Annotated in this window: 22 protein-coding genes; 12 read left to right on the top strand and 10 right to left on the bottom strand. The window is 33.9% G+C overall.

Annotated elements, in window-relative coordinates:
* The first annotated feature begins 396 nt into the window (after positions 1–396).
* From ABEB31_RS21400 to ABEB31_RS21380, 5 genes are all read left to right on the top strand, one after another.
* Positions 397–3,951, top strand: a complete 3,555-nt coding sequence (locus ABEB31_RS21400) for a tail fiber domain-containing protein (protein ID WP_347053704.1) — start codon at positions 397–399, stop codon at positions 3,949–3,951.
* A gap of 5 nt (positions 3,952–3,956) precedes the next feature.
* Positions 3,957–5,180 (top strand): T9SS type B sorting domain-containing protein, encoded by a 1,224-nt coding sequence (locus tag ABEB31_RS21395; RefSeq protein WP_347053703.1) that lies wholly within the window; start codon positions 3,957–3,959, stop codon positions 5,178–5,180.
* A gap of 65 nt (positions 5,181–5,245) precedes the next feature.
* Entirely contained in the window at positions 5,246–6,160 is a 915-nt protein-coding gene (locus tag ABEB31_RS21390) for a PorP/SprF family type IX secretion system membrane protein (protein WP_347053702.1), read from the top strand.
* A 24-nt stretch (positions 6,161–6,184) separates the two neighbouring features.
* Positions 6,185–7,900: an OmpA family protein gene (locus ABEB31_RS21385; RefSeq protein WP_347053701.1), complete on the top strand. Its 1,716-nt coding sequence runs from the start codon at positions 6,185–6,187 to the stop codon at positions 7,898–7,900.
* Positions 7,901–8,276: 376 nt separating this feature from the next.
* Positions 8,277–8,831: a fasciclin domain-containing protein gene (locus ABEB31_RS21380; RefSeq protein ID WP_347053700.1), complete on the top strand. Its 555-nt coding sequence runs from the start codon at positions 8,277–8,279 to the stop codon at positions 8,829–8,831.
* Between the two features lie 60 nt (positions 8,832–8,891).
* Here the strand turns inward: ABEB31_RS21380 and ABEB31_RS21375 are convergent, their stop codons facing one another.
* From ABEB31_RS21375 to ABEB31_RS21345, 7 genes are all read right to left on the bottom strand, one after another.
* Complete coding sequence (locus tag ABEB31_RS21375) at positions 8,892–9,737, bottom strand: EamA family transporter (RefSeq protein ID WP_347053699.1); 846 nt, start codon at positions 9,735–9,737, stop codon at positions 8,892–8,894.
* 57 nt (positions 9,738–9,794) lie between these two features.
* Positions 9,795–9,938 (bottom strand): SsrA-binding protein, encoded by a 144-nt coding sequence (locus tag ABEB31_RS21370; RefSeq protein ID WP_347053698.1) that lies wholly within the window; start codon positions 9,936–9,938, stop codon positions 9,795–9,797.
* Positions 9,939–10,019: 81 nt separating this feature from the next.
* The gene (locus tag ABEB31_RS21365) at positions 10,020–11,873 is read right to left on the bottom strand and encodes a M56 family metallopeptidase (protein WP_347053697.1); all 1,854 of its coding nucleotides are present in this window, start codon (positions 11,871–11,873) and stop codon (positions 10,020–10,022) included.
* 10 nt (positions 11,874–11,883) lie between these two features.
* Complete coding sequence (locus ABEB31_RS21360) at positions 11,884–12,252, bottom strand: BlaI/MecI/CopY family transcriptional regulator (RefSeq protein WP_347053696.1); 369 nt, start codon at positions 12,250–12,252, stop codon at positions 11,884–11,886.
* A gap of 2 nt (positions 12,253–12,254) precedes the next feature.
* A complete protein-coding gene (locus ABEB31_RS21355) occupies positions 12,255–13,895 on the bottom strand; it encodes a M56 family metallopeptidase (protein ID WP_347053695.1) in 1,641 nt (546 codons plus the stop codon).
* Between the two features lie 6 nt (positions 13,896–13,901).
* Positions 13,902–14,270: a BlaI/MecI/CopY family transcriptional regulator gene (locus ABEB31_RS21350; protein ID WP_347053694.1), complete on the bottom strand. Its 369-nt coding sequence runs from the start codon at positions 14,268–14,270 to the stop codon at positions 13,902–13,904.
* Between the two features lie 164 nt (positions 14,271–14,434).
* Positions 14,435–15,652 (bottom strand): MDR family MFS transporter, encoded by a 1,218-nt coding sequence (locus ABEB31_RS21345; RefSeq protein WP_347053693.1) that lies wholly within the window; start codon positions 15,650–15,652, stop codon positions 14,435–14,437.
* Between the two features lie 99 nt (positions 15,653–15,751).
* On the opposite strand from ABEB31_RS21345, the gene ABEB31_RS21340 reads away from it, so the two are divergent.
* The 7 genes from ABEB31_RS21340 (at position 15,752) to ABEB31_RS21310 (ending at position 20,554) form a co-directional block, all read left to right on the top strand.
* The gene (locus ABEB31_RS21340) at positions 15,752–16,351 is read left to right on the top strand and encodes a DUF1684 domain-containing protein (protein WP_347053692.1); all 600 of its coding nucleotides are present in this window, start codon (positions 15,752–15,754) and stop codon (positions 16,349–16,351) included.
* On the top strand, positions 16,351–16,998 hold the full coding sequence (locus ABEB31_RS21335) for a TatD family hydrolase (RefSeq protein WP_347053691.1): 648 nt from the start codon (positions 16,351–16,353) through the stop codon (positions 16,996–16,998). Before ABEB31_RS21340 ends, ABEB31_RS21335 begins: the two co-directional genes overlap by 1 nt.
* Before the next feature lie 103 nt (positions 16,999–17,101).
* A complete protein-coding gene (locus ABEB31_RS21330; protein ID WP_347053690.1) occupies positions 17,102–17,815 on the top strand; it encodes a tRNA threonylcarbamoyladenosine dehydratase in 714 nt (237 codons plus the stop codon).
* A 95-nt stretch (positions 17,816–17,910) separates the two neighbouring features.
* Positions 17,911–18,573 (top strand): HAD family hydrolase, encoded by a 663-nt coding sequence (locus tag ABEB31_RS21325; protein ID WP_347053689.1) that lies wholly within the window; start codon positions 17,911–17,913, stop codon positions 18,571–18,573.
* 69 nt (positions 18,574–18,642) lie between these two features.
* Positions 18,643–19,485, top strand: a complete 843-nt coding sequence (locus ABEB31_RS21320; RefSeq protein ID WP_347053687.1) for a DUF2911 domain-containing protein — start codon at positions 18,643–18,645, stop codon at positions 19,483–19,485.
* Between the two features lie 130 nt (positions 19,486–19,615).
* Entirely contained in the window at positions 19,616–20,143 is a 528-nt protein-coding gene (locus tag ABEB31_RS21315) for a TetR/AcrR family transcriptional regulator (protein ID WP_347053686.1), read from the top strand.
* The gene (locus tag ABEB31_RS21310) at positions 20,144–20,554 is read left to right on the top strand and encodes a DUF1348 family protein (protein WP_347053685.1); all 411 of its coding nucleotides are present in this window, start codon (positions 20,144–20,146) and stop codon (positions 20,552–20,554) included.
* A gap of 12 nt (positions 20,555–20,566) precedes the next feature.
* Here the strand turns inward: ABEB31_RS21310 and ABEB31_RS21305 are convergent, their stop codons facing one another.
* The 3 genes from ABEB31_RS21305 to ABEB31_RS21295 form a co-directional block, all read right to left on the bottom strand.
* Positions 20,567–21,193 (bottom strand): MCP four helix bundle domain-containing protein, encoded by a 627-nt coding sequence (locus ABEB31_RS21305; RefSeq protein WP_347053684.1) that lies wholly within the window; start codon positions 21,191–21,193, stop codon positions 20,567–20,569.
* A gap of 52 nt (positions 21,194–21,245) precedes the next feature.
* Positions 21,246–21,848, bottom strand: a complete 603-nt coding sequence (locus ABEB31_RS21300) for a hypothetical protein (protein WP_347053683.1) — start codon at positions 21,846–21,848, stop codon at positions 21,246–21,248.
* A gap of 106 nt (positions 21,849–21,954) precedes the next feature.
* Positions 21,955–23,679, bottom strand: coding sequence for a sodium:solute symporter family protein (locus ABEB31_RS21295; protein WP_347053682.1), 1,725 nt, complete (start codon positions 23,677–23,679; stop codon positions 21,955–21,957).
* Positions 23,680–23,732: the final 53 nt, after the last annotated feature.

The following is a 23,732-nucleotide window of genomic DNA, read 5'->3' as shown; positions in this document are numbered from 1 at the left end:
ATAAATTACTCTCATTGACATTGGTTTATCAATGTTTTATTCACATCTTCTTAGACGCCTACGTTAATTTTTCTCCGAGATCTTAATTATCATAATTTTTATCCGCACTTATAATCATATCGTAAGAACTTAATTGGTCACTTTTATGTGCTAATTAAATTTTTCAAGTACTACATTTTACGCTTTTAGATTTGTTCCGTACAAGAAAATTACGATCTCATGGCAACGCTAATTTTATCCGCCATACCAATAAATTTCAATTTTTTGCACGCTAATAATTATAAATTAGGCACAGTAGTTTAAGGACTTTTACCTAATATTTTCAGTGTTTATTTTATACAGATTAACATTCACTATAAATAATTGTAACCCATTTATTAATTTAAAGCAAACTTTATGAAAATTTTACTTTTACTCTTAGTTTTTATTTCCGGAGGGTTTATTAATTATGCACAGGTTGGCATTGGTACTATATTGCCAAATAATTCCTCACAATTAGATGTTGTAGCTGCCAATAGAGGAATCTTAATTAGCCGGGTGCAGCTCGAGAATACCACAAGTATGAAACCAATTAATAATACTGGTTCATTACCTTCGAGTTTAATGGTCTTTAACGAGGCCACAGCAGGTGTTGCACCTTTTAATGTTACTCCGGGATATTATTACTGGTTTAACAATAAATGGAATAGAATAGTAATTTCGACAGAAATGAATACCATCGAGGGAACAGTAGTTTTTAATCCTGTTACCAATGTCTTTTCTTATATCGACCAGAATGGGAATCAACAGACCATTAATATTGAGAATTTAATTAAAGCAAACGAAACTGTAACAACATTTGTTAATAATGCTGATGGTACACATGTATATACGAGTGAGGACAATACCAAAACAACGATTGATGTTGTTGGCGATATTACCACAAATGCTTCTTCTGTTTTCAATAATAATAATGTTCTAAATGAATTAATAAAAATAATTCGAAACGATGAAACATTAACAAGTCTTGTTTATGACAATGCGGCCAATACTTTGACTTACAATGCTGAAAATGGAGCTCCGACAGTTTTGAATTTACTGGATTTGGTGAAAGGAGCTGAAACACAAACGACATTGGTTTATGATGCTGCAGCGAAAACACTGACTTATAATTCTGAAAGCGGAACGCCAAATGTAATTAATTTGGTTGATTTGGTTGGAGATAACGAAACTGTAACGACATTAATCAATAATGCTAATGGTACACATGTTTATACTAGTGAGGACAATTCTAAAACAACCATTGATGTTGTGGCAGATGTCACAACAAATGCTTCGACGGTTTTTAGCAATACCGCAGTTATCTCTGAATTAGTACCAATAATAAAGAGTAATGAAACATTGACAAGTTTTGTATATGATAGCGCGGCTAATACTTTGACATATAATGCCGAAAGCGGAACGCCAACGGTTCTAAATTTACTCGACATAGTGCAAGGAGCTGAAACACAAACGACTTTAGTCTATGATGCTGCCGCAAAAACCCTGACTTACAATCCGGAAAACGGAACACCAGTGGTGATTAATCTGGTGGATCTGGTAGGAAATGCGGAAACTGTTACTACATTAACTAATAATACTGATGGTACCCATGTGTATACCAGCGAAAATAATACCACCACGACAATAAATGTCGTTGACGATGTTACAACCAATGCTTCTGCCATTTTTAGCAATACAAATGTTGTAAACGAATTAATTCCAATTATAAAAAACAATGAAACACTGACCAATCTTGTTTATGACAGCACAGCCAATACTTTAACCTACAATGCAGAAAGCGGAACGCCTACTGTTTTAAACTTACTTGCTATAGTGCAGGGAGCAGAAACTCAGACGACTTTGGTATTTGATGCAGCTGCAAAGACCCTGACTTACAATCCGGAAAACGGAACACCAGTTGTTATTAATCTGGTGGATTTAGTTGGAGATGCCGAGACTGTAACCACATTAGTTAATAATCCAGACGGTACACATGTTTATACCAGTGAAAATAATACCACAACCACAATTGATGTTATTGGTGATATTACCACAAATGCCTCAACTGTTTTTAGTAATACAGCCGTTTTAAACGAATTAAATACAATAGTTAAAAATGATGAAACACTTACAACCTTGGATTATAACGCTGCAACTAGTACTTTAAATTATAAGGATGAAGACGGAGTAATCACTCCAGTCAATTTATCCGCTCTGACACCCGTTATAACAGCAGGCACTAACGTAACGATAACCGGAACAGGTTCTGCTGCAACTCCTTATATTATCGATTCTCCGCTACAAACAGCAATCCAAACCCCGAGTACCGCAATCGCAGCTTCGGCAACTACAATAGCCGTTCCTTCGGTAACCGTGCAGGGAGCGATAGGAGACTTAGCAACTGAGTTAAAGAAGAAATGGGACATCAAAGGAAACGCTGGAACAGTAGCCGGTACAAACTTTTTGGGAACTACAGATGATGTTGATTTAATTTTTAAAAGAAATAATTTTGTGAGTGGATTACTAACCCAGAATAACACTTCTTTTGGGTACAGAGCTTTACCGGTAACTGATCCTGCAACTGGTGTTAACAATGCGGCTTTAGGTACAGATTCAATGTCTAAAAACGTAAGTGGAAATAGTAATATTGCTATGGGATATCAATCACTTTATGCCAATACAAGCGGAAGTGAGAATACTGCATTAGGAAAACAATCACTTTTTAAAAACACTACAGCAGGTGATAATACAGCTGTCGGATTTAAATCTCTTTTTTCTAATACCACCGGAACCAATAATACTTCTATTGGTAAGGAATCACTTTTCATCAATGACACAGGGTCTGGTAATACAGCAACTGGTGTATCAGCGCTATATAAAAATGTAACAGGAAGTAATAATACAGCAGACGGTTTTGAAGCATTATATAATAATCTGGGTATAAATAATGTTGGTTTAGGGTCTGGCGCTTTGCGAAATAGCAGTACTTCAGATAACAATGTGGCGGTTGGATTTCAGTCACTTTTTAACAATACGGTTAGTAATAATACCGCAATTGGATATAGAACGTTAGTGGCAAATACATCCGGAATTAATACAGCTGTCGGATCGCAGGCACTTACAGCCAATACTACCGGTAGTTTTAATCTGGCAGTAGGTACACAGGCATTATTTAAAAATGTTGCCGCTAATAATAATGTGGCTCTTGGATATCAGTCTTTATATAATAATATATCTGGCTTCGGAAATATTGCTACTGGATTTCAGGCTTTATACACAAATGCGACAGGGACTAATAATACAGCTATAGGGGTCAATGCTTTATATTATAATTTAGATGGATCCGGAAATGTTGCGCTGGGATTTGAAACAGCCAGATATATTACCGCCACAGGAACTACCCAATTGTCTACTGCTAACAATAGTGTTTTTATAGGCGGGGAAGCTAGAGCACTTGCGAATTTCAGTGATAATGAAGTTGTTATTGGTTATTCAGCATTAGGAAGAGGAAATAATACAGTCCAAATAGGAAATGCTAGTATGACAAGTATAGGAGGTCAGGTTGCCTGGTCGAATCCTTCTGATATGCGTTTAAAAAAGGATATTGAAACTAGTAATTTTGGTTTGAACTTTATTACAAAAATTCGCCCTGTTGTTTATCATATGAAATCCGGCACTCAGGATTTACAATCCGGATTTATAGCACAAGAAGTAGAAGCTGCAGCCAAATCTATTGGTTATGAATTTAATGGTGTTGTAAAACCAGCAAGTGAGAATGATTTTTATAGCCTGCGCTACTCAGATTTTGTGGTGCCATTAGTAAAAGCAGTTCAGGAGCAGCAGCTAAAAATAGAGCAACGCGATGCTAAAATCGCTGATCTGGAAATACGTTTGCAAAAACTAGAGCAATTGGTAAATAAAATAAAGTAAATGTTATGAATAAAACTGGTATTTACATCATCACAGTATCGATTTGTTGTTTTATTAAAATTACAGGGCAGACATCTAATTCCGGGGAATTTATTATAACACCAAATACGATAGTATCTACAGTTGCAAATTTTAATAATACAACTGCTGGAAATTTTATAAACGATGGAACACTATATGTGTATTCAGATTTTAATAATGATGGCCTGATAAGTTTTTCTCCAATATCACAAGGACTTACGTACTTTAAAGGTAATCAGATAGCCCAAACTATTTCAGGAAATACTTTAAGTGAATTGAATAACGTTCGTTTTGAAAATAATTCAGTTCAACCGGCATTTTTGTTATCCGGTCCTATTAGTGTAGCCGGTGTTTCTGATTTTTTCTACGGAATAGTAGATAACGTTAATTATCCCGGAAGTTTTGTTTTTGAGGGTCAGGCCTCCCATAAAAGTACTAGCAATAATAGCTATGTAGCGGGATATGTAGAGCGAAATCAAAATAATGAATTTGAATTCCCTATTGGTGATGGAGGTTTTTTTAGACCTTCGGCTATTGGCTCGACTAATGCACTTACTAACTTTTTCCGAAGCAGATATTTTTTGAAGAATTCTAATGCTTTACATCCTCATAATCAGAAAGATCCCGTAATACAGATAATCGATGCAAACGAGTATTGGGAATTTGACAGTAGTCAGTCGCCAGTAGATGTTGCACTGACCTTATCATGGAACGAAGATACAACGCCAGATGAAGTTATAGACGGAGATCCCAATACTGAACTTGCCATTGTAAGATGGGACGAAACAGAAAATAAATGGAAATATTTTGCAACAGCAGTCGACGTGAGCAACAAAATTGCAACAGCAGGAATAAATAATGACGGGACTTTTACACTAGCAAGAGTTTTATCCGATAACATATCAGATGATGTTGTTGTGCACAATGGTATTTCTGCAAATGATGATGGCAAAAATGACTATTTGGTAATTGATGGCTTGGAAAAATATCCCGATAACAAACTAGAGATATACAACAGATGGGGAGTAAAGGTATTTGAAACAATTGGTTACGGAGTGAATGGTAATTTCTTTTACGGTTATTCTAATGGTAGAGCAACAGTAAAAAAATCAGATATACTTCCGACAGGAACTTACTTTTATATTCTGACTTATAAAATAAATGATAGCAAACAACACGACGAAGCGGGATATATTTATCTTAATTGATTTGGATGTTTTCTAATATTCGGTCTTCACATAAAACAAATTAATTTATTCTAAAATAATAAAACATGAAAAAATTAATACTAATAATAATGCTATTTGTGCTCTCTCTTAAATGTCTTAGTCAACAACAATCACAGTATACTCAATACATGTACAATACCATGACAATTAATCCGGGTTATACAGGTACAAGGGGAGTTGCAAGTGTTTTAGGATTATATCGTGCACAATGGGTAGGTCTTGATGGTGCTCCGCGAACAGGAAGTTTCTCTATAGAAAGTCCAATTAGCTCAAATGGGCAAGGTTTAGGTTTATCCGTGGTAAACGATCAAATTGGCCCTTCTTCAGAAACCGTTTTGACTGGAAATTATTCCTATCCGATACAACTATCTGAAACGCTTAAAATGTCATTAGGAATTAGTGCGGCAGTAGATTTTATGAAAGTCGATTTCAGTGAACTCGATATTTATGATCCTGATGATCCTTATCTTGCAGGCTCATTATCAGAAACTTCGCCAAATGTAGGGGTAGGAGTTTATTTTCATACCAATAAATGGTATGCAGGAGTTTCGATACCCCAAATTCTTGAAACCAAATTTTATGATGATGTCCAAACCTCCGTAGCGACCCAAAAAATGCATTTTTATGCCATAGGTGGTTATGTATTTGATATAAATATGAATCTTAAATTAAAACCTGCAGTGTTACTAAAGGCTGTAGACGGGGCACCACTGTCACTGGATGTATCGGCAAATTTATTAATAAAAGAGGTACTCACTCTCGGAGTTGCCTATCGATGGGACGCTGCTGTAAGCGCTATGGCAGGATTTCAGATTACATCAGGTTTTTTCGCGGGATATTCTTATGATTATGACACAGAGAATTTAGGAAACTATAATTCAGGATCGCACGAAATCTTTTTAAGATTTGATTTGTTTACACAATCGAAGTATAGATTGGTTACACCCCGATTTTTTTAATATAAACTTTTTAAAACAACTAATATGACTTGTAAAGGATTGTATATCAGTTTTGTTTTTCTTTTGATCTCTATACTTGGGAATAGTTTATATGCACAAAATAAAAAACTACAAAAGGCAAATAATTTATATGACAAACTTGCTTTTGCAGAAGCAGGTAAATTATATCAGGAATTGGTAGATAGTGGAAATACTTCCACAGAAGTATACACCAAACTTGGAGATAGCTATTACTATAATGCCGAATATGCCAAAGCTGCTCAGAGTTACTCTAAATTGATGGAAGCTTCAGCAAATAATGTTCCTCCCGAATACTATTTTAGATATGCACAGGCATTAAATAGTACCGGTAAAAGAAGTGAAGCTGCAGCTGTAATGAGAACGTATTATGCTAAAAATCAAAAAAATGATTTGAATGAGAACTGGGTTCCGGAGAAATTTCACAATCAGATGAAATTACAATCCGGCAGATATACCATCGTGCCCGTAGGAATAAATTCTCCATTTTCTGACTTTGGAACAGCTTTTAACGGAGAAGATAAAATAATTTATGCTTCTGCAAAAGATACCGGTATTATAATAAAACGAATCCATAAATGGACCGATAAATCTTTTTTAAAATTATATACTGCTGATGTAACCAGTAATGGAGAACTGCAGAATTCTAAAAAGTTAAAAGGAGAAATTAATACAAAATACCATCAAAGTACTCCTGCAATAACAAAAGATGGAAAAACAATGTTTTTTACCCGAAACAATTATACGGATGGGAAATTAAAAAGAGATAATGTCTCAAAAATAAGTTATCTTAAAATATACACTGCTTCGAATGTAGACGGAGTCTGGAAAAATATAAAAGAATTGCCTGTACCCGTTAATAGTGAAAATTTTTCATCAGCGCATCCCGCACTGAGCCCGGATGAAACTGAGCTTTATTTTGTATCCGACAGGAATAATAAATTTGGGAATTCAGATTTATATGTTGTCAATTTAAATCACGACAGAACAATTGGTAATAATCTCCGGAAATTAGGGGATGAAATTAATACCTTAGGGGGCGAAACATTTCCTTTTATAGACGATTCGAATATTTTATATTTTTCTTCTGATGGTCATCCCGGCCTGGGCGGACTTGATGTTTTTGCAGCGAAGAAAGATAAAAACGGAGTTTATCAGATAGTTAATTTAGGTGATGGGGTAAATTCTGAAAATGATGATTTTGCCTATGTTATAAATAACAGAGCAAAAAAAGGGTACTTTTCGTCAAATCGTGGTGGTAACGATGATATTTACGGGTTTACCGAAAATAGTCCTCCCTTGTTTAAAAGTGATGAACCCGAACAAATTGCGATAAATGAACCTTACATAGAAGATTTGACAGCAACTCTAAAATTAGAGCCCATTTATTTTGATTTCAATGGGTTTAAGATAAGGGAATCATCCAAAACAGAACTTAATAAAGTAATTCAGTTAATGAATGATCGCCCTCAGATTGTGGTAAAAGTTAATGCTCATACCGATTGCCGTGGTAAAGATGACTTTAATCTTCTCCTCTCGGAAAAAAGAGCAAAATCTACAGTTAATTACATTATTAATGGTGGAATTGATGCCAATAGAATTTCCGGCGAGGGATACGGAGAAACAAGAATAATAAACAAATGCAAAAATGGTGTACAGTGTACAGAACAAGAACATCAGCTTAACAGGCGGTCAGAATTTATAATTGTAAAGGATAAATAGTGCTCGATTGACTTTTCAAATTAAACCCATTTAATCCAGCTAACGGATATTCGCTCGGGACAAAATTAAATAGTAAAGATTTAAATGGATTAAGTTTATCATTTCTCTGGCATAATTTTTTTTTATAATTTTTAAAACAAAATAATTTTTCAGGATTCTTGCATACAATATTCGGTTTTGAAGTAAATTCCATAATAAAAAACTATTAGATTAATACTTGAACGAAAAAAAAATAAAAATAATTTTGATAATTAATAGGTTGTTTTACAGTGTATTTTGAGAATATTTCAGCTTTGTTTTAAAATATTTTCATATTTAATAAAACCAAAAGAATTGTTACAGCGTAAATGAGCTTATAACTTAAAAGTAATTAAATATGAAAACTAGAAATTTTTTAGCAACAGCAGTTTTAGCATTAGGATTTGTTTTTACCTCAAACGCACAGAAATCAGTAATGGTTGGAGGGGCAGCAATGTATCCAAATAAAAATATTATCGAGAACGCAGTTAACTCAAAAGATCATACAACATTGGTTGCAGCGGTAAAAGCAGCAGATTTAGTAGAGACTTTGAAAGGAACAGGACCATTTACCGTTTTTGCTCCAACAAATGCAGCATTTGATAAATTGCCAAAAGGAACTGTAGAATCTCTTTTGAAACCAGAAAACAAAAAAATGCTTCAAACTATCTTAACCTATCATGTGGTTGCAGGTAAAATGAATTCTTCTGATATTGCTGCAGCAATTAAAGAAGGAAAAGGAAAAGCAACTCTTAAAACGGTGAGCGGCGGGACATTAACTGCCTGGATGAAAGGTAAAGATTTGTATGTAACTGACGAAAACGGTAACAAATCTAAAGTTACTATTGCAGATGTTAATCAGTCAAATGGTGTTATACATGTAGTTGATGCTGTATTGCTTCCAAAAAAATAATTAAAATCTCCAAAGATAGATTACCAATGGAAAGTCCTGCAGATTATTGCAGGGCTTTTTTTATTTTTTAGCAGTCAGAGTGCTTCCCGCAGATGCGATTACAACACACACAACGGCAAGAATTTCATACAAATTTAAACTTTCCTGTAGAAATATAAAAGCGCAGATAGAAGCTGCCGCAGGTTCTAAACTCATTAAAATACTAAATGTTCTTGGCGGAAGCTGTCCTAACGCTTTCATTTCTAAAGTAAAAGGAATCGCGCTCGAGAGTAGTGCCAAAGCTACACCCATCCCGAATAATTTAGGTGTAAGATTCGAAAGTCCGTTTTCCAGAAAACCAAATGGTAAGACTAAAATTGCAGCAAACAGCATTCCCGTCGAAACTGCATAACCATCCTTCATTATTTTGGATATTTTTCCTCCCAAAACAATATATGCAGCCCAAAATGATCCCGCCAAAAGGGCACAAATAATTCCTAATGGATCCAAACGGTCATTTGTCCAGGGCGCAATTAATAAAATTCCTATTGCGGCCAAAACAACCCATCCATAATCAATCCAACGTTTTGAACCTGCAATAGCAAGCAGCAACGGACCAACAAATTCTAAAGTTACTGCCAATCCAATAGGTATTCTTTCAATGGAAAAATAAAAAATCAAATTCATTGCTCCCAAAGCCAATCCATAGGGAATTACGATTTTCCATTGCTCTTTTGTTATCTTTTTAAAATTGGGTCTGTATGCCAAAAATAGAATTAATGCCGAAATTCCAATTCGTATAGAGGCCGTGCCCGCTGCACCGATTGCGGGAAAAAGAGTTTTTGCAATTGCAGCGCCGCATTGCACGCTAATAATGGCAAGTAATACCGCCGGAACTGGAGGAAGTGTAATTTGGTTGATTTTCATAAATAAAAAGGCAGAAATTAAAGAAATTGTTCTGTTGGCAAACCAATAGTTTCTACGTTAATTTCCTAATGCTTTTTTAGTTATATAGGCGCGGTAGCCAATAATCGCCATTTGCCATTTTTTTGCCTTCGCAATATCTAAACCCTGCTTGGTAAAACTAGGCAGCAGAATTTTATTTAATTTGGCTAGGAATTTATACATAATAGATTTGTTTCTTCAAAGATATAAAAAAAGACTTTGCGATTAAGCAAAGTCTTTCTGGTTATTAATATAAGGAATGTCTTAGGCTTTTTTGTTTTCCTTTTCCATGGTTTTCATTTCTTTTTCATGCTGTTTCATTTCTTTCTCATGTTGTTTCATGTTTTTAACATGCTGTTTCATGTTTTTTTCATGTTGTTTCATGTCAAGCTCTAACTGTTTCATATCCTGCTCATATTGCTTTGTGTCCGGACCGTTTTCATTCCATTCTTTGTCAAATTTAAATTTAAAATCTGCATTAAATTTATCCATGTTGATGTTGAATTTCTCCATCGTTATGGCATATTTCTCCATTTCTTTTTCATAAATGGCAGATCTCTCAGACATTATTGCTTCAATTTGTCTTTCATAAGCTTCCATTTCAGGCTGAAATGATTCCATTTGCTTCTCAAACGCTTCCATTTGTTTTTCAAAAGCCGCCATCGCTACTTTATCTTTTGGATTTTTTGGAGCAACAGGAGGTTTTGGCATTTTCGACAAATCGATTGCGGGAGCAGCCGGCAGTGGTCCAGACGGAAATGTCGGTGGTGTTGGCGGAGTAGGAGGAACTACATCTGAATCTCCATTTGTACGAACAACGACTCTTTCATTTCTGATTATTATGGGAGTATTATGATTTCTTTCTGAGTTTATTACAACAGCTTTACTTCCGTTTTCATCTGTTCCAATGGTAAACTCACAGTCTTTAATTGCTTCATTACCATCAATTTTAATCATTTGTTTTTTCCCGGAATCAGACGTAACTTTAATTTGAATCGCTGTTAATTCCTCTTCCTTGTTTCTTTTAATATCAGAGATTTCAACATCAAGATTGTGATCTGCTTTTAATTTTTCCGGAAGTTCTTTTAATTCCTTATCGGTTGTGTTTTTAGTTATTTTAAAAGTTTCCTTAAGATTCTTAATGGTGTCTTTTGTAATTACTACAGCTTCATCCTGTTTTTTCTCCTGCGCAATTGTTTTTATTTGAAATAAAAGTACAAACGCACCAAGAGCGGGAATTACAGCATAATATTTCCACTGATTGTGTTTTTTTGATTGATTTTTGTTTAACATGACAATTCGTTTTTTGATTAATGATTGATAAAAATGATTGGTGATCGCAACACAATTTTCGTGTGTTGTAATTTTTAAAAGGGTGTACTGATAGGCTTTTTTATCAGCAATTTTTTTAGAAGCTTCGCGGTCGGCGATAAACTCAAGATTTTGTAAAATAGCTTTTTTATAAAGCCATACAATAGGATTGAACCAAAATAGAATGCAGAAGATTCTCGAAATGAGCACATCTACGGTATGTTTCTGGTCGCTGTGTACTTTTTCATGTTCTAAAATACTTTCCAGTTCTGCCGAAGTGTACAGTGATGAGTTATACACAATGTAATCGAAATAGGAGAAAGGTGCGATATTTTCATTGATATCTACAAATTTAAAATCTTCCTGTAGTTCAATTTTTTTACCTTTTAAAACCGAATTCAGACTGTAAAAATCAAATGCAAATTTGATCATAAAAGCGAGAAAACCCATTCCGTAAACGACAGTCAGAACCAAATTCCAGTTGATGTCAAAATCTTCCTGCTCTGCTGCTTTATTCGCAGACGTATATTGGGGCTCGTAAGAGACCACATTGTGGTTTGAAATCGGCATGCTTTCGATTGCCGTTCTTGTAATTAACGGCATTTCTACGGATGCAGGTGGTGCTTGTACCAAAATAACTTTGGTGTACACTGCAAAAGGAAGAATTACAGAAGTAATTAATCCGGCAAGCAAAAACCAGCGACTACTGTTAAAAAAAGTTTCTTTTCGAAGTAAAAAGATATAAGCAAAATAAAACATTGCCAGTAAACCGCTTGATTTTAGAATAAAAATGAAAAGTGCTTCCATAGTATTTTAATTATTTACCTTCTTTTGGATTTTCGATCATATTTAAGATTTCGCGCAATTCAGCGGCAGAAATTTTTTCTTCCTTAGCGAAAAACGAAACCATGCTTTTGTATGAACTATTAAAATAATTATCAATTGCGGTACTCATAAAACCTTTACGGTAATCCTCGATACTCACCGCTGGATAATATTGATGTGTGTTTCCAAAAGCATTGTGTGCTACATAACCTTTTTCTTCCAGATTACGCACTATAGTAGACAACGTATTATAATGTGGCTGATCTTCCAGAATTTCTGCCTGAATTTCTTTCACAAAAGCTTTTTTAAGCTTCCATAAAATATGCATTATTTCCTCTTCTTTATTGGTTAATTTTTGCATATTTATTTACGCGTTTCAATTTCAATAACTCCGTTTATACCCTTATCTCCGTATTTTTCAACAGCATGTGCTCCTTTTAAAACGTTCATGGTTTCAATATCTTTTGCATTAAGACTATTCATATCATAATCTGCAGGCATTATATCTCCGTTTACAACTAATAATTGCTGAAAACCCTGAGATTTCTTTTTACCGCTGTCAGATATTGAGATGCTTGTTTTTCCGTCCTTTGTAACTATTTGGGTTGATGTGCTGTTTTCTCCGTCAGTAGTTACAGTAGTTCTAATAGCTGAACTAGTAACATTGCTATTTTTTGCGCTAGCATTAGAATTAGTGTTGACATTGGTTTTCGTATTAGTTGTTGGGTTGTTGATTTGTACTGTTTTTAAAATTTTAGTTACCGATGAGTTTGTAGTGCTATCTGAATTATTTTGACCTGCGTTAATTGCAACAGCGTTACTGTTTTTTTCGTCAGTCATAATTCCAACCTTTTTCTGACCTTTTTCATCTGTTATTACAGCAATCCCAAACTCTTTAATGGCTCTGTTTCCTGCGTTTTGAATTGATTGTGAATTTTCAGCGCCATTTATGACATCGATTTTAATTGCAGTTAATTCGTTAGCAGCATTTCGCTTAATTTCAGAAGCTTCAAAATCAATATTGTGAATAGATTTTAGTTTTTCTTTAATCTCCTTTAAATCTGCGTCGGTAGAACTTTTTTTGATTTTGTAAACATCAACAGCTTCGATGTCTGAAGTACCTTTTTTAATAAGTTGTGGTTTTTCTTTTGCAATTACTTCTACCTGAAATAATAAGACAAAAGCTGCAAGCGCCGGAATTACAACATAGTACTTCCAAGAATTTCTCTTTTTTGATTGATTTTTGTTTAACATAACGATTCGTTTTTTGATTAATGATTGATAAAAATGATTGGTGATGGCAACACAATTTTCATGTGTTGTTATTTTTAAAAGCGTGTATTGATATGCTTTTTTGTCTAAAAGCTTTTTAGCGGCTTCGCTATCGGCGATAAATTCAAGATTTTGTGTTATTGCTTTTTTATAAAGCCAGACAATTGGATTGAACCAAAAAATAATGCTGAATATTCTCGAAATCAATACATCTACAGTATGATTTTGGTCACTGTGTACTTTTTCATGTTCAATAATGTTCTCTAATTCTGATGCTGTGTACAGTGATGAATTGTAGACAATATATTCAAAATAGGAGAAAGGAGCGATATTTTCGTTTATATCGATGAATTTAAAATCGGCTTGCTGCTGGATTTTTTTTCCTTTAATGATAGAATTCAAACTGTAAAAGTCTATCGCCAGTTTTATAATGAAAACCAGAAAACCAAGTCCGTAAAGCCCAAGAAGAATTTGATTCCAACTGAATTCACTTTCTTTTTCTGTAACCTGAGGCAGATTCGACTGGAAATTTTGTAATGAAGGAGCAGCATCAATCCATATCACTTTTGTGAAACTCAATAATGGCAAAATAACTGAGATTATCAAACCAGATAATAAAAACCATCTGTTGCTGTTAAAGAATGTTTCTTTACGCAATAAGAAAAAGTAAGCAAAATAAAACATAAGCATTAAACTGCTTGCTTTGGCGATATAAATGAAAATTGCTTCCATAAACAATTATTTTTCTTCGTTTTTATTTTCAATCATAGAAAGAATTTCACGCAGTTCATCTGCGGAAATTTTTTCTTCTTTAGCAAAAAAAGAAACCATGCTTTTATAAGAACTGCCAAAATAATTGTCTATCGCCGTTTTCATAAATCCTTTTCTGTAATCTTCAATTGCCACAACCGGAAAGTATTGGTGTGTATTGCCAAAAGCATTATGACCCACATATCCTTTTTCCTCCAGATTACGAACAATGGTAGATAACGTATTGTAATGTGGCTGATCTTCTGTAATTTCTGCCTGTATTTCTTTTACAAAAGCTTTTTTAAGCTTCCATAAAATCATCATAATTTCTTCTTCTTTGTTTGTTAACTTCTGCATCTTCTCTAATTTTAATTCAAACCTACAACTATTTTTCTAGTTACGCAACTATAAAAATAGTTATTTAACTAAAAATTAAGTTGAATTAGGATTTGGTGTATAGAAACTCCTTTCAAATTTAAGTTAATAAATTGAATTATAGTGTTTTAAAAATCGCAAGGTCTTTAAGAAGCTTTCTCGGTAATCAAAGCATTCTTGATCCAGACGCAGCATCCTGTTGCGAGTACACCGGCACATGCCATGAAAAGCCAGTTCGTTTGATAACCTAGTCGGCTTATGATTTCAAAACCAACTTTAGAACTAATAATATGTGCGAGACTAAAACTCATGGTATAAAGTGCCATGTAGCGGCCTTCCTGACCGTGTGGCGCGCGGCTTAAAGCAAATGCATTCGAAAACGGAAAGGTGAGGACCTCACCAATAGAAATGCAAACCATACTGACTACCAATATTCCTGCCCAGAAATTAATTAGAAGTAAAAAGAAACTCGAAGCCATTACAAAAGAACCAATAATTATAATCCGGATTTTAGCAAAGCCTTTTCGCTCCAGAAATCCAACTGTGGGCATTTCGAGAGAGAAAATTAAAAGTCCGTTTAGTGTCATTAATAATCCGGTCTGGAATTCGCTTAAGCCAAATTTCTCATTATGATATAAAGGTAAAGTTGTAAAAAGCTGAAAGAAAATCATGGCCGTAATAAAACTTACAAATAAGAAAACCCAGAAAATTTTATCATGAAAAACAGATTTAGTGTCGGTTACGCTTTCTGTTTTATCACCGTGAACTACTTTTTTCTTTTCCTTAACCAACAAAGCAAAAATCGAGATCGAAATAATACAGGACGCACCATCAACCCAGAAAAGTCCGGAATAACCAATTCCCATAATAATCATTCCGCCAAGCGCCGGACCTGCAGCAAAACCCAAATTTACAGCAAGGCGAACCAGTGTAAGGGCGCGCGTTCGGTTTTCTGGTTTTGCATACGCACCCAATGAGACAAACATCGCCGGTCTAAACATATCTGCAATAGTCATAAGAATAAACATCGCAATGCAAAGGGCCCAAAAAGTGGTAATATATTGCACAAAGAAAAGGGAAACACCACTTGTAAAAAGGCTGAAAATCATGATTTTATAAAAACCTATTTTGTCTGAAAGTTTACCGCCAAGCCAGGAACCCAACATCGAACCTAAACCAAATGCGACCATAATCCATCCCACCTGATTGTAGGTAAAATGAAGATCTTCTTTTAAATATTTAGATAAAAAAGGAAGCACCATTGTACCCGCACGATTAATAAAAGTAATAATGGCAAGAATCCAGATTTCTCTTGAAAATCCTCTAAAGTTGTTTATGTAGTGGGTTAAGGCGGTTTTAAGCATTTTTTATGATTGGTTATCACTGCAAAGTTAGGAAACTTTGTCTCGTTAAGTGGTTGTTGTTTTGTTACTTTTGAACTATTTTTGCATAAAATTTCTAAGATGAAAACTTTACATGTACTGACTTTATTGTTTGTTTTGAATTTTGGCTTTGCTCAAAAAAAGTTTAGCAAAACGGATGCGTTGAACTTTCAAAAGAAACTGAATTCAGAATATGCTGATCCTAAGACAAGTCCGCTGATGGCTGACGATTTAAAAACTTTTAAAAGTCTGGATTTTTTTCCTGTTTCTCCTACTTATTTTGTTAATGCCACATTAATGAAGGCAAAAGGCGGAAAAGTTTTTGAAATGAAAACCTCCGGAAATTACACGCCAAAATATATCAAATATGGTACTTTGAACTTTAAAATAAACGGAAAAGATTTTAAACTTGCTGTTTATCAGAGTTTAGAACTTATGGTCCAGGAAAAATATAAGAATCATCTTTTTTTACCTTTTTCTGATCTAACAAGCGGCAAACAAAGTTATATTGGGGGGCGTTATATAGATTTGGAAATTCCGAAAGGGAACACCATAGCAATCGATTTTAATCAGGCTTATAATCCGTATTGTGCTTATAATTACAAATATTCTTGTCCGTTGGTTCCACAGGAAAATGATCTGAAAGTTGAAATTAAAGCGGGTGTAAAAACCTTTCATTAATGGACTATTTCAATTTTCATACTCATCAGTTTACCAACCAGTCCAATATTTTAGAACTGGTCAATCAATATCCAAAAGATTTTGATGCAGCAATTCCTTTTTATTCTATTGGAATTCATCCGTGGTACATAGATGAAAATCGAATTGATGAAGATTTAAAAATTACAGAAGAGAAATTACAGAACAAAAACTGCCTTGCAATAGGAGAGTGTGGCTTAGATAAAAGAATTGAAGTTCCTTTTAATTTGCAAATTTCAGTTTTTGAAAAGCAATTAGCATTAGCTGAAAAATATAAAAAACCTGTCGTTATTCATTGTCTTGCGGCTTTTCAGGAAATAACAGAAATTAAAAAGAAAATGAAAATTTCTGTGCCAATGATTATTCACGGTTTTGCAAAAAACAAGCAATTGGCAGAACAATTAATTAAGGATGGATTTTATCTCTCATTTGGGAAATATTTATTAAAAAATCCAGATTTGCAATCTGTTTTTGAAAATGTTCCCAACGAACGTTTCTTTTTGGAAACCGATACAATTGAAGAATCAATAAATGAAGTTTATGAAGTAGCTTCAAAATATAAAGGGATATCTATAAATGAATTAAAAGAAGTTATTTCAAGTAATTATAGCGGTGTATTTGAAATGTAAAATGTAAAAATGTGATCCATCACAATGACAAACTAATCTGAAACCTGAAACTTAAAAACCTGAAACTTAAAAACCTGAAACAAAAAAATCAAAATAAGAAAATATGGCAGAATGGACCGAAAGAGCCGAACTTTTATTTACAAAAGAAGGATTAGAAAATTTAAAAAAATCGAATGTTTTAGTTGTTGGACTGGGTGGCGTCGGATCTTTTGCAGCTGAGTTTTTAGCGAGAGCCGGAGTTGGAAATATGACAATTGTAGACGGAGATGTTGTAGATATTACAAATATCAATCGTCAGTTACCTGCTTTACATTCTACAGTTGGAGAGCCAAAAATCAAAATTGTAGGTGATCGTTTAATGGATATCAATCCCGAACTAAATCTGACGCGTGTTCAGGAATTTCTTTCCCCGGAACGTGCTTTTGAAATCGTTTCTCCGGAATTTGATTATGTTTTAGATTGTATTGACAGTATCACGCCAAAATTAAATTTAATTCTGGCAGCAAAACGCAAACGCGTAAAAATTATAAGCAGTATGGGCGCGGGAGGCAAAATGCTGGCTTCAAAAGTAAAAGTGGCCGATATTTCTAAAACGGTAAACTGTTATTTTTCCAAAGCGATTCGTAAACGTTTAAAAGAATTCAAAATCAATAAGTTGAAAGTAGTTTTCTCATCAGAAATTCAAGATGAAAAAAGCTTAAAATTAACAGACGGAAAAAACTATAAGAAATCTTTTTACGGCACAAACAGCTATATGCCGGGATTATTTGGCTTACATGCCGCAGAAACAGTGATACGTTATTTAATATCTAAATAAGGTGCTAAGTTGCTAAGATTCTAAGGGACTAAGGTTTAGAACCATGATAGAAAGCTTAGAACCTTAGCGTCTCAGAACCTAAGAACCTTTAAAAAATGATTAAAACAGTAATTTTTGATATGGACGGCGTGATTGTCGATACAGAACCCGTTCATCGTTATGCTTATTATTTACAATTTTCAGAATTAAATATTGAAGTTCCCGAAGAAATGTATACCTCGTTTACGGGATTTTCGACCCGAAATACATTTCAGACATTAAAAAGTCATTTTCCTTCTGTAGAACAAGAAGTTGAAGATTTAATTCAGAGAAAAAGAAATATATTTAATGATGCTTTTGATACTAAGGAAGATTTATTTCTTCTGGACGGCGTAGAAGATTTAATTAAAGATTTATATCATAATGGAATTCAATTGATTTTAGCATCTTCAGCTTCAAAAGTAACCATTCAACGTGTTTTTACAAGATTCAGTCTGCATCCGTATTTTACAGACATTGTAAGCGGAGAAGATTTTCCACAGTCTAAACCAGATCCGGCTATATTTATTCACGCGGCATCTTTGTCTAAAGCTCCCAAAGAAGAATGCATTATAATTGAAGACAGTACAAACGGTATAAAAGCGGCAAAAGCTGCCGGAATTTACTGTGTTGGTTATAAAAGTGAACATTCTAATTTACAGGATTTATCTCAGGCTGATTTGGTTATCGATCATTTTAAGGAATTAAATGCCGAAAAAATAGCGCGTCTTAAACCCTAATTATTAAAATTTTAACATTTGTTCCCTTATTGAATTCGTAAATTTGAACAAAACAAATAAACTGTAAAAATGAAAAAACTACTTATTGCTTTAGCCCTGATCCTGGCGCCATTAGCATCAGAAGCACAAGTAAAAACGCCACAAGCTAGTCCAAAAGGATATATCAAACAAACTGTTGGTTTAACAGATGTAGAAGTTACCTATTCAAGACCTGGAGCAAGAGGAAGAGCTGTATTTGGAAATTTAGTTCCGTTTGGTAAATTATGGAGAACCGGAGCGAACGAAAATACCATTATCAACTTTAGCGATGATGTAGTAATTGACGGGAAAACGCTTAAAAAGGGAAAATACGCGCTATATACAGTGCCAAGAATTGAAAGCTGGGATGTGATTTTTTACCTTTCTACAGACAACTGGGGACTGCCGGAAAACTGGAGTGAGTCTTATGTAGCTTTAAAAACTACTGTAAAAGAAGAAGCATTACCAACACCGGTAGAAACATTTACAATCGGAATTAACGGTTTAGATCCCAATTTTGGTTACTTAGATATTGCCTGGGAAAACTCTCATGTGTCATTAAAATTTGAAGTTCCAACAGCTAAGACAGCCGTTGCAAGTATTGAGAAAACTTTGGCAGGACCAAGCTGGAACGATTATTATGCAGCATCTCAATATTTATTCCAGTCAAACGGAAATCTGGATACAGCAAAAACGTATGTAGACAAAGCACTTGACATGAGTACAGATAAACCATATTATGTTTTAAGATTGAAATCTCAGATTCAGGCCAAACAAGGTGATAAAAAAGGTGCGGTAGAAACAGCAAAAGCTTCTCTGGCAGCTGCAGAAGCAGCTAATAATGCAGATTATATTAAATTAAATAAAGACAGTATCGCAGAGTGGAGCAGATAAGGTTTTAAGATTTTTAAAATAACAGATTCCAAAACTTTCGGGTTTTGGAATTTTTTTTTTGCACTAAAATAGACAGACTTGTCTGTATATATTAATTATTATTTATCTTTGCAGTGTTAAATAAATCGATATGCAGCCAAAAGAGAGAATTTTAGAAAAGACTTTTACCTTATTTCATAAGCAAGGTTATAATGCGACTGGAATAAATCAGATCATTGAGGAAGCCAAAGTGGCGAAAGCAAGTTTTTACCAGCATTTTAAATCAAAAGAAGATTTATGTGTAGCTTTTTTAGATCAGCGCCATTCTTTTTGGTTTGAGCAACTGTTGAAATTTATTGCAAATGCTGAAGATTCAAATGCTAAGATTACTGCATCTTTCGACTTTTTAATTTTCATGAATAAAAATGAAAATTTCAGAGGCTGCAGTTTTTTAAATATACTTTCGGAGATTCCATCTGAGAATGTGAAAATTCTAAATGTCATTCAAAATCATAAAAATGATTTGAGAGTTTTTTTTAAAGATATCCTAAAAGATGATTTAATATCAGATCATGTATATCTGCTATTTGAAAGCTGCATAATCGAAAGTCAGCTATTTAGAACCAATCAGTTAATAGAACAATCAAAAAAAATAATTCAAACTTTAATTCAAAAATAAATGGAACAAAAACTACCATTGCCTCCTTTCACTTTAGAAACGGCGTTAGAGAAAATTCAATTGGCAGAAGATGCCTGGAACAGTCAGGATCCTGAAAGAGTTTCAAAAGCGTACACTGTAGACAGCGAATGGCGAAACAGGGATAAATTTGTAAACGGACGTGACGAAATCATTCTTTTTCTTACGGAAAAATGGAAAAAAGAGAAAAACTATAAGTTAAAAAAAGAATATTGGGCTCATACCGAAAACAGGATTGCTGTACGATTTGAATATGAATATCAAGATATTGAGGGAAATTGGTTTCGCGCGTACGGAAATGAAAATTGGGAATTTGATTCCAATGGTCTCATGCAGAAAAGATATGCCAGTATAAATGACCTTCAAATTTCAGAAGAAAACAGGAAATTGTAATGGTAAGATTGCTTAATTCAAACTCGGCGGTTCCGGAATCTTAACTGTTTTTTTAATTTTTTTAATCAACAGATAAAATGTGATTCCGCCCAGGATTATAAGCAAAGCAATTTGCAATTGACCTATAGCATTGTTTTTATTATACATTGCATTTGCGGCCGCCAGTTTGGATTTTCCTTCTTCAATCTGAATCTGAGAAAGAGATTCTAAAATTTGTAACGCTTCTGAACTCGTAGTAGTAATTTTATTCCAATTTTTGTTCTCGGCGTGTTCGTTTATCTTTTTGCATGAAAGTAAAAAAGTATCAAAATATTGTTTTTCTTTATTAGTGAGAACAGTTTTAGAATAAAGGTCATCAATATTATGAATAATATCTAAAGTGTGAATGATCTCTGTTTTTTTGGTGCTGTCATTTAAATCCCGTTTTTCAGCTTCCGCTTTAATAAAATGAAGTTCTTTTGAATATTGAAAAATATAATGCGCCACAACCAGTCTGTCTTTATAAATGGCATTTATATTTTCGTTTACATTTTTAGAATTTTGAAGTGTATTAAAGTTACCTAGCAAAATAATGAGCATTACAACAAGTAAAACAAAAGCGGCTTTTGTTTTATTGGTATATCTTTTTTGATCTTTCATAAATTTCAATTTAGAGGTAACTTATTCAAAGATAAAATTTTAATTACCGCATTTATCGTTCTGCAACTTTATACAATAGCTCCACATTTTTAATGGAAGCAATTGGAGCGATATTCAAATGCGTTTGTCCTTTAATCACATAAAAATAATAAATACTGTTTGTTCCAATCAGATGAACCTGTTGTGATCCTTGATCATTAAAATTAATTTTATAATTGTATTTCAACGCTTTATTTTCAATGCGTTGCGATGTAAAATAGCCGCTTGCAAGTCCTGTTCCAACAAAAAAAGATAAAAGAACCACAGCAAGAACTTTTAAAGATACCATGTTGAAGTAATTCATTTTCTCCTCAACAGAAAAACCTTCTACAGATTTTAAATCAAATGCTTTTTGGGTTTTGGGATTTTGATGATTTTTAAAAATATATTTTGGAAGATAATAAGACGTAATAAAAAAGCAAAGTACAGCAGCTAAAATAATAGGATTTGAAGTTATATAAGCAATCGGACTTATTAAAATATCCATTATTGTGGAGAACTTCAAGATATTGATTCCTAATTGATAGTAGGAAATGCTGTCTTTTAGAATTCCCATCACAATTAAAAACAAATAACCAAAAGGCAATAATTTTGCTAAATCATCAGAATTTCTCATCTCTATTTTTCAGTTAAAAAATTAAATTAGTTTTTGCTAATGTCTTACAACTTACTAAAATAATGTTTTTTACTTACAAAAATTTAAAAACAGTTTTCGAATCATTTTATTCAAGTATTAAATCATTATTATCCGACTTTCCTCTAAAAAATAGATATTGTATTAATACCGCCAGTACAATTGTCAAAATGGCTCCGATAAAATTCAGCCATAAATAGCCTAGTTTTTCCTGAGTGTAAATCATAAAATAATAGATTACAAAAATTGTCAGCTGACTTATTATAGCGCTGATAAACATAGGCTTCGCCTGAACTTTTTTAGAATAAAAAGCAACTAAAAATATTCCTAAGACGGTTCCATAGAAAATAGATCCAATTATGTTTACCAGCTGAATTAAATTTTCAAATAAGGTACCAACACAGGCAAAAAGTATGGCCACTATTCCCCAAAAAAGAGTAAAGAATTTCGTGACATTCAAATAATGTTTTTCGGATCTTTCAGTTTTCTGATTTCGTTTGTAGATGTCAATTGCAGTTGTAGAGGCAAGCGCCGTTAGTCCCGAAGCAGTTGAAGACATGGCAGCAGAAAGAATTACAGCCAACAGCAATCCGATAAGACCTTTTGGTAAATAGTGCAGAATGAAATGAAAAAAGACATAATCTTTATCATTTGTTTCCATATTACTGTCGGCTCTTAAAATAATTTCTTTTGCTTTTTCGCGAAGATCTTTTTCTTTATTGGACAATGCAACCAGTTCTTTACGCAAAATCGGATTGTCATAATCCTGGTTCAACTGATCGATGTACAATAAATTAATTACTTTTTTATCCTCTGAAAGTTTTTCCAGTTTCTGTTCCAAAGTATGATATTCCTGCTTGAAAGCAGATTTTTCAATAGCAATTTTATTGTTTGGATTAAAATTTAAAGGAACCGGATTGAACTGAAAAAACACAAAAACCATAACTCCTGTAAGAAGTATAAAAAACTGCATCGGTACTTTTAGAAGTCCGTTCATAATCAATCCCATCTGACTTTCGCGAACCGATTTTCCCGAAAGATAACGTCCAACCTGAGACTGATCTGTGCCAAAATAGGCGAGCGCAAGAAAGAAACCTCCAGTGATTCCGCTCCAAAATGTATATTTTTCCTCGGGATTGAAAGAGAAGTCTACGATATTCATTTTATCATTTGCACCCGCAATGTGCAACGCGCTTGTAAACGTCATATCGTTTGGAAGATAATGCAGTATCAGGAAAAATGTAATACACATTCCCGACATAATTACAAACATTTGTTGTTTCTGCGTAACGTTAACTGCCTTTGTACCACCGGAAAACGTATATATGATTACCAAAACTCCAATCATTATATTCATAAAAGTCAAATTCCATCCTAAAAGTGCAGAAAGAATTATTGCCGGCGCGTAAATGGTTAATCCCGTTCCTAAACCTCGCTGTACCAAAAATAATATAGCAGCAAGCGACCGAGTTTTAACATCAAATCTTTTTTCTAAAAATTCGTAAGCAGTAAAAACTTTGCTTTTATGGTACAGGGGAATAAATGTGAGACAGATGACGATCATGGCAATGGGCAAGCCGAAGTAAAATTGTACAAACCCCATTCCGTCATGATAGGCTTGTCCAGGCGTCGATAAAAACGTAATTGCACTGGCCTGTGTTGCCATTACCGAAAGTCCTACAGTATACCACGGCGTTTCATTATTACCTAAAATAAAATCTTCTACGTTTTTACTTCCCTTGGTTTTCCAGGAGCCGTAACCAACAATAAATAATAATGTTACAATAAGTACGATCCAGTCAAATAGCTGCATAGGTTATGAGTATAATTGCATGATTAAGAAAAATATGGCAATGTAAATTGCAT

It is taken from the genome of Flavobacterium olei (assembly GCF_039749035.1).
Taxonomy (GTDB): Bacteria; Bacteroidota; Bacteroidia; order Flavobacteriales; family Flavobacteriaceae; genus Flavobacterium; species Flavobacterium olei.
The sequence above is the reverse complement of the archived record's forward strand: the minus strand, read 5'-3'. Positions and strand labels throughout refer to the sequence as shown.

Excerpts from the sequence above, each read along its gene's own strand:
- ABEB31_RS21355 (WP_347053695.1), bottom strand. The coding sequence starts at position 13,895 with ATGGAAGCAATTTTCATTTATATCGCCAAAGCAAGCAGTTTAATGCTT.
- ABEB31_RS21380 (WP_347053700.1), top strand. The coding sequence starts at position 8,277 with ATGAAAACTAGAAATTTTTTAGCAACAGCAGTTTTAGCATTAGGATTT.
- ABEB31_RS21390 (WP_347053702.1), top strand. The coding sequence starts at position 5,246 with ATGAAAAAATTAATACTAATAATAATGCTATTTGTGCTCTCTCTTAAA.
- ABEB31_RS21340 (WP_347053692.1), top strand. The coding sequence starts at position 15,752 with ATGAAAACTTTACATGTACTGACTTTATTGTTTGTTTTGAATTTTGGC.
- ABEB31_RS21365 (WP_347053697.1), bottom strand. The coding sequence starts at position 11,873 with ATGGAAGCACTTTTCATTTTTATTCTAAAATCAAGCGGTTTACTGGCA.
- ABEB31_RS21345 (WP_347053693.1), bottom strand. The coding sequence starts at position 15,652 with ATGCTTAAAACCGCCTTAACCCACTACATAAACAACTTTAGAGGATTT.
- ABEB31_RS21375 (WP_347053699.1), bottom strand. The coding sequence starts at position 9,737 with ATGAAAATCAACCAAATTACACTTCCTCCAGTTCCGGCGGTATTACTT.
- ABEB31_RS21325 (WP_347053689.1), top strand. The coding sequence starts at position 17,911 with ATGATTAAAACAGTAATTTTTGATATGGACGGCGTGATTGTCGATACA.
- ABEB31_RS21315 (WP_347053686.1), top strand. The coding sequence starts at position 19,616 with ATGCAGCCAAAAGAGAGAATTTTAGAAAAGACTTTTACCTTATTTCAT.
- ABEB31_RS21300 (WP_347053683.1), bottom strand. The coding sequence starts at position 21,848 with ATGAGAAATTCTGATGATTTAGCAAAATTATTGCCTTTTGGTTATTTG.
- ABEB31_RS21310 (WP_347053685.1), top strand. The coding sequence starts at position 20,144 with ATGGAACAAAAACTACCATTGCCTCCTTTCACTTTAGAAACGGCGTTA.
- ABEB31_RS21305 (WP_347053684.1), bottom strand. The coding sequence starts at position 21,193 with ATGAAAGATCAAAAAAGATATACCAATAAAACAAAAGCCGCTTTTGTT.
- ABEB31_RS21330 (WP_347053690.1), top strand. The coding sequence starts at position 17,102 with ATGGCAGAATGGACCGAAAGAGCCGAACTTTTATTTACAAAAGAAGGA.
- ABEB31_RS21400 (WP_347053704.1), top strand. The coding sequence starts at position 397 with ATGAAAATTTTACTTTTACTCTTAGTTTTTATTTCCGGAGGGTTTATT.
- ABEB31_RS21370 (WP_347053698.1), bottom strand. The coding sequence starts at position 9,938 with ATGTATAAATTCCTAGCCAAATTAAATAAAATTCTGCTGCCTAGTTTT.
- ABEB31_RS21395 (WP_347053703.1), top strand. The coding sequence starts at position 3,957 with ATGAATAAAACTGGTATTTACATCATCACAGTATCGATTTGTTGTTTT.
- ABEB31_RS21385 (WP_347053701.1), top strand. The coding sequence starts at position 6,185 with ATGACTTGTAAAGGATTGTATATCAGTTTTGTTTTTCTTTTGATCTCT.
- ABEB31_RS21320 (WP_347053687.1), top strand. The coding sequence starts at position 18,643 with ATGAAAAAACTACTTATTGCTTTAGCCCTGATCCTGGCGCCATTAGCA.
- ABEB31_RS21360 (WP_347053696.1), bottom strand. The coding sequence starts at position 12,252 with ATGCAAAAATTAACCAATAAAGAAGAGGAAATAATGCATATTTTATGG.
- ABEB31_RS21335 (WP_347053691.1), top strand. The coding sequence starts at position 16,351 with ATGGACTATTTCAATTTTCATACTCATCAGTTTACCAACCAGTCCAAT.
- ABEB31_RS21295 (WP_347053682.1), bottom strand. The coding sequence starts at position 23,679 with ATGCAGCTATTTGACTGGATCGTACTTATTGTAACATTATTATTTATT.
- ABEB31_RS21350 (WP_347053694.1), bottom strand. The coding sequence starts at position 14,270 with ATGCAGAAGTTAACAAACAAAGAAGAAGAAATTATGATGATTTTATGG.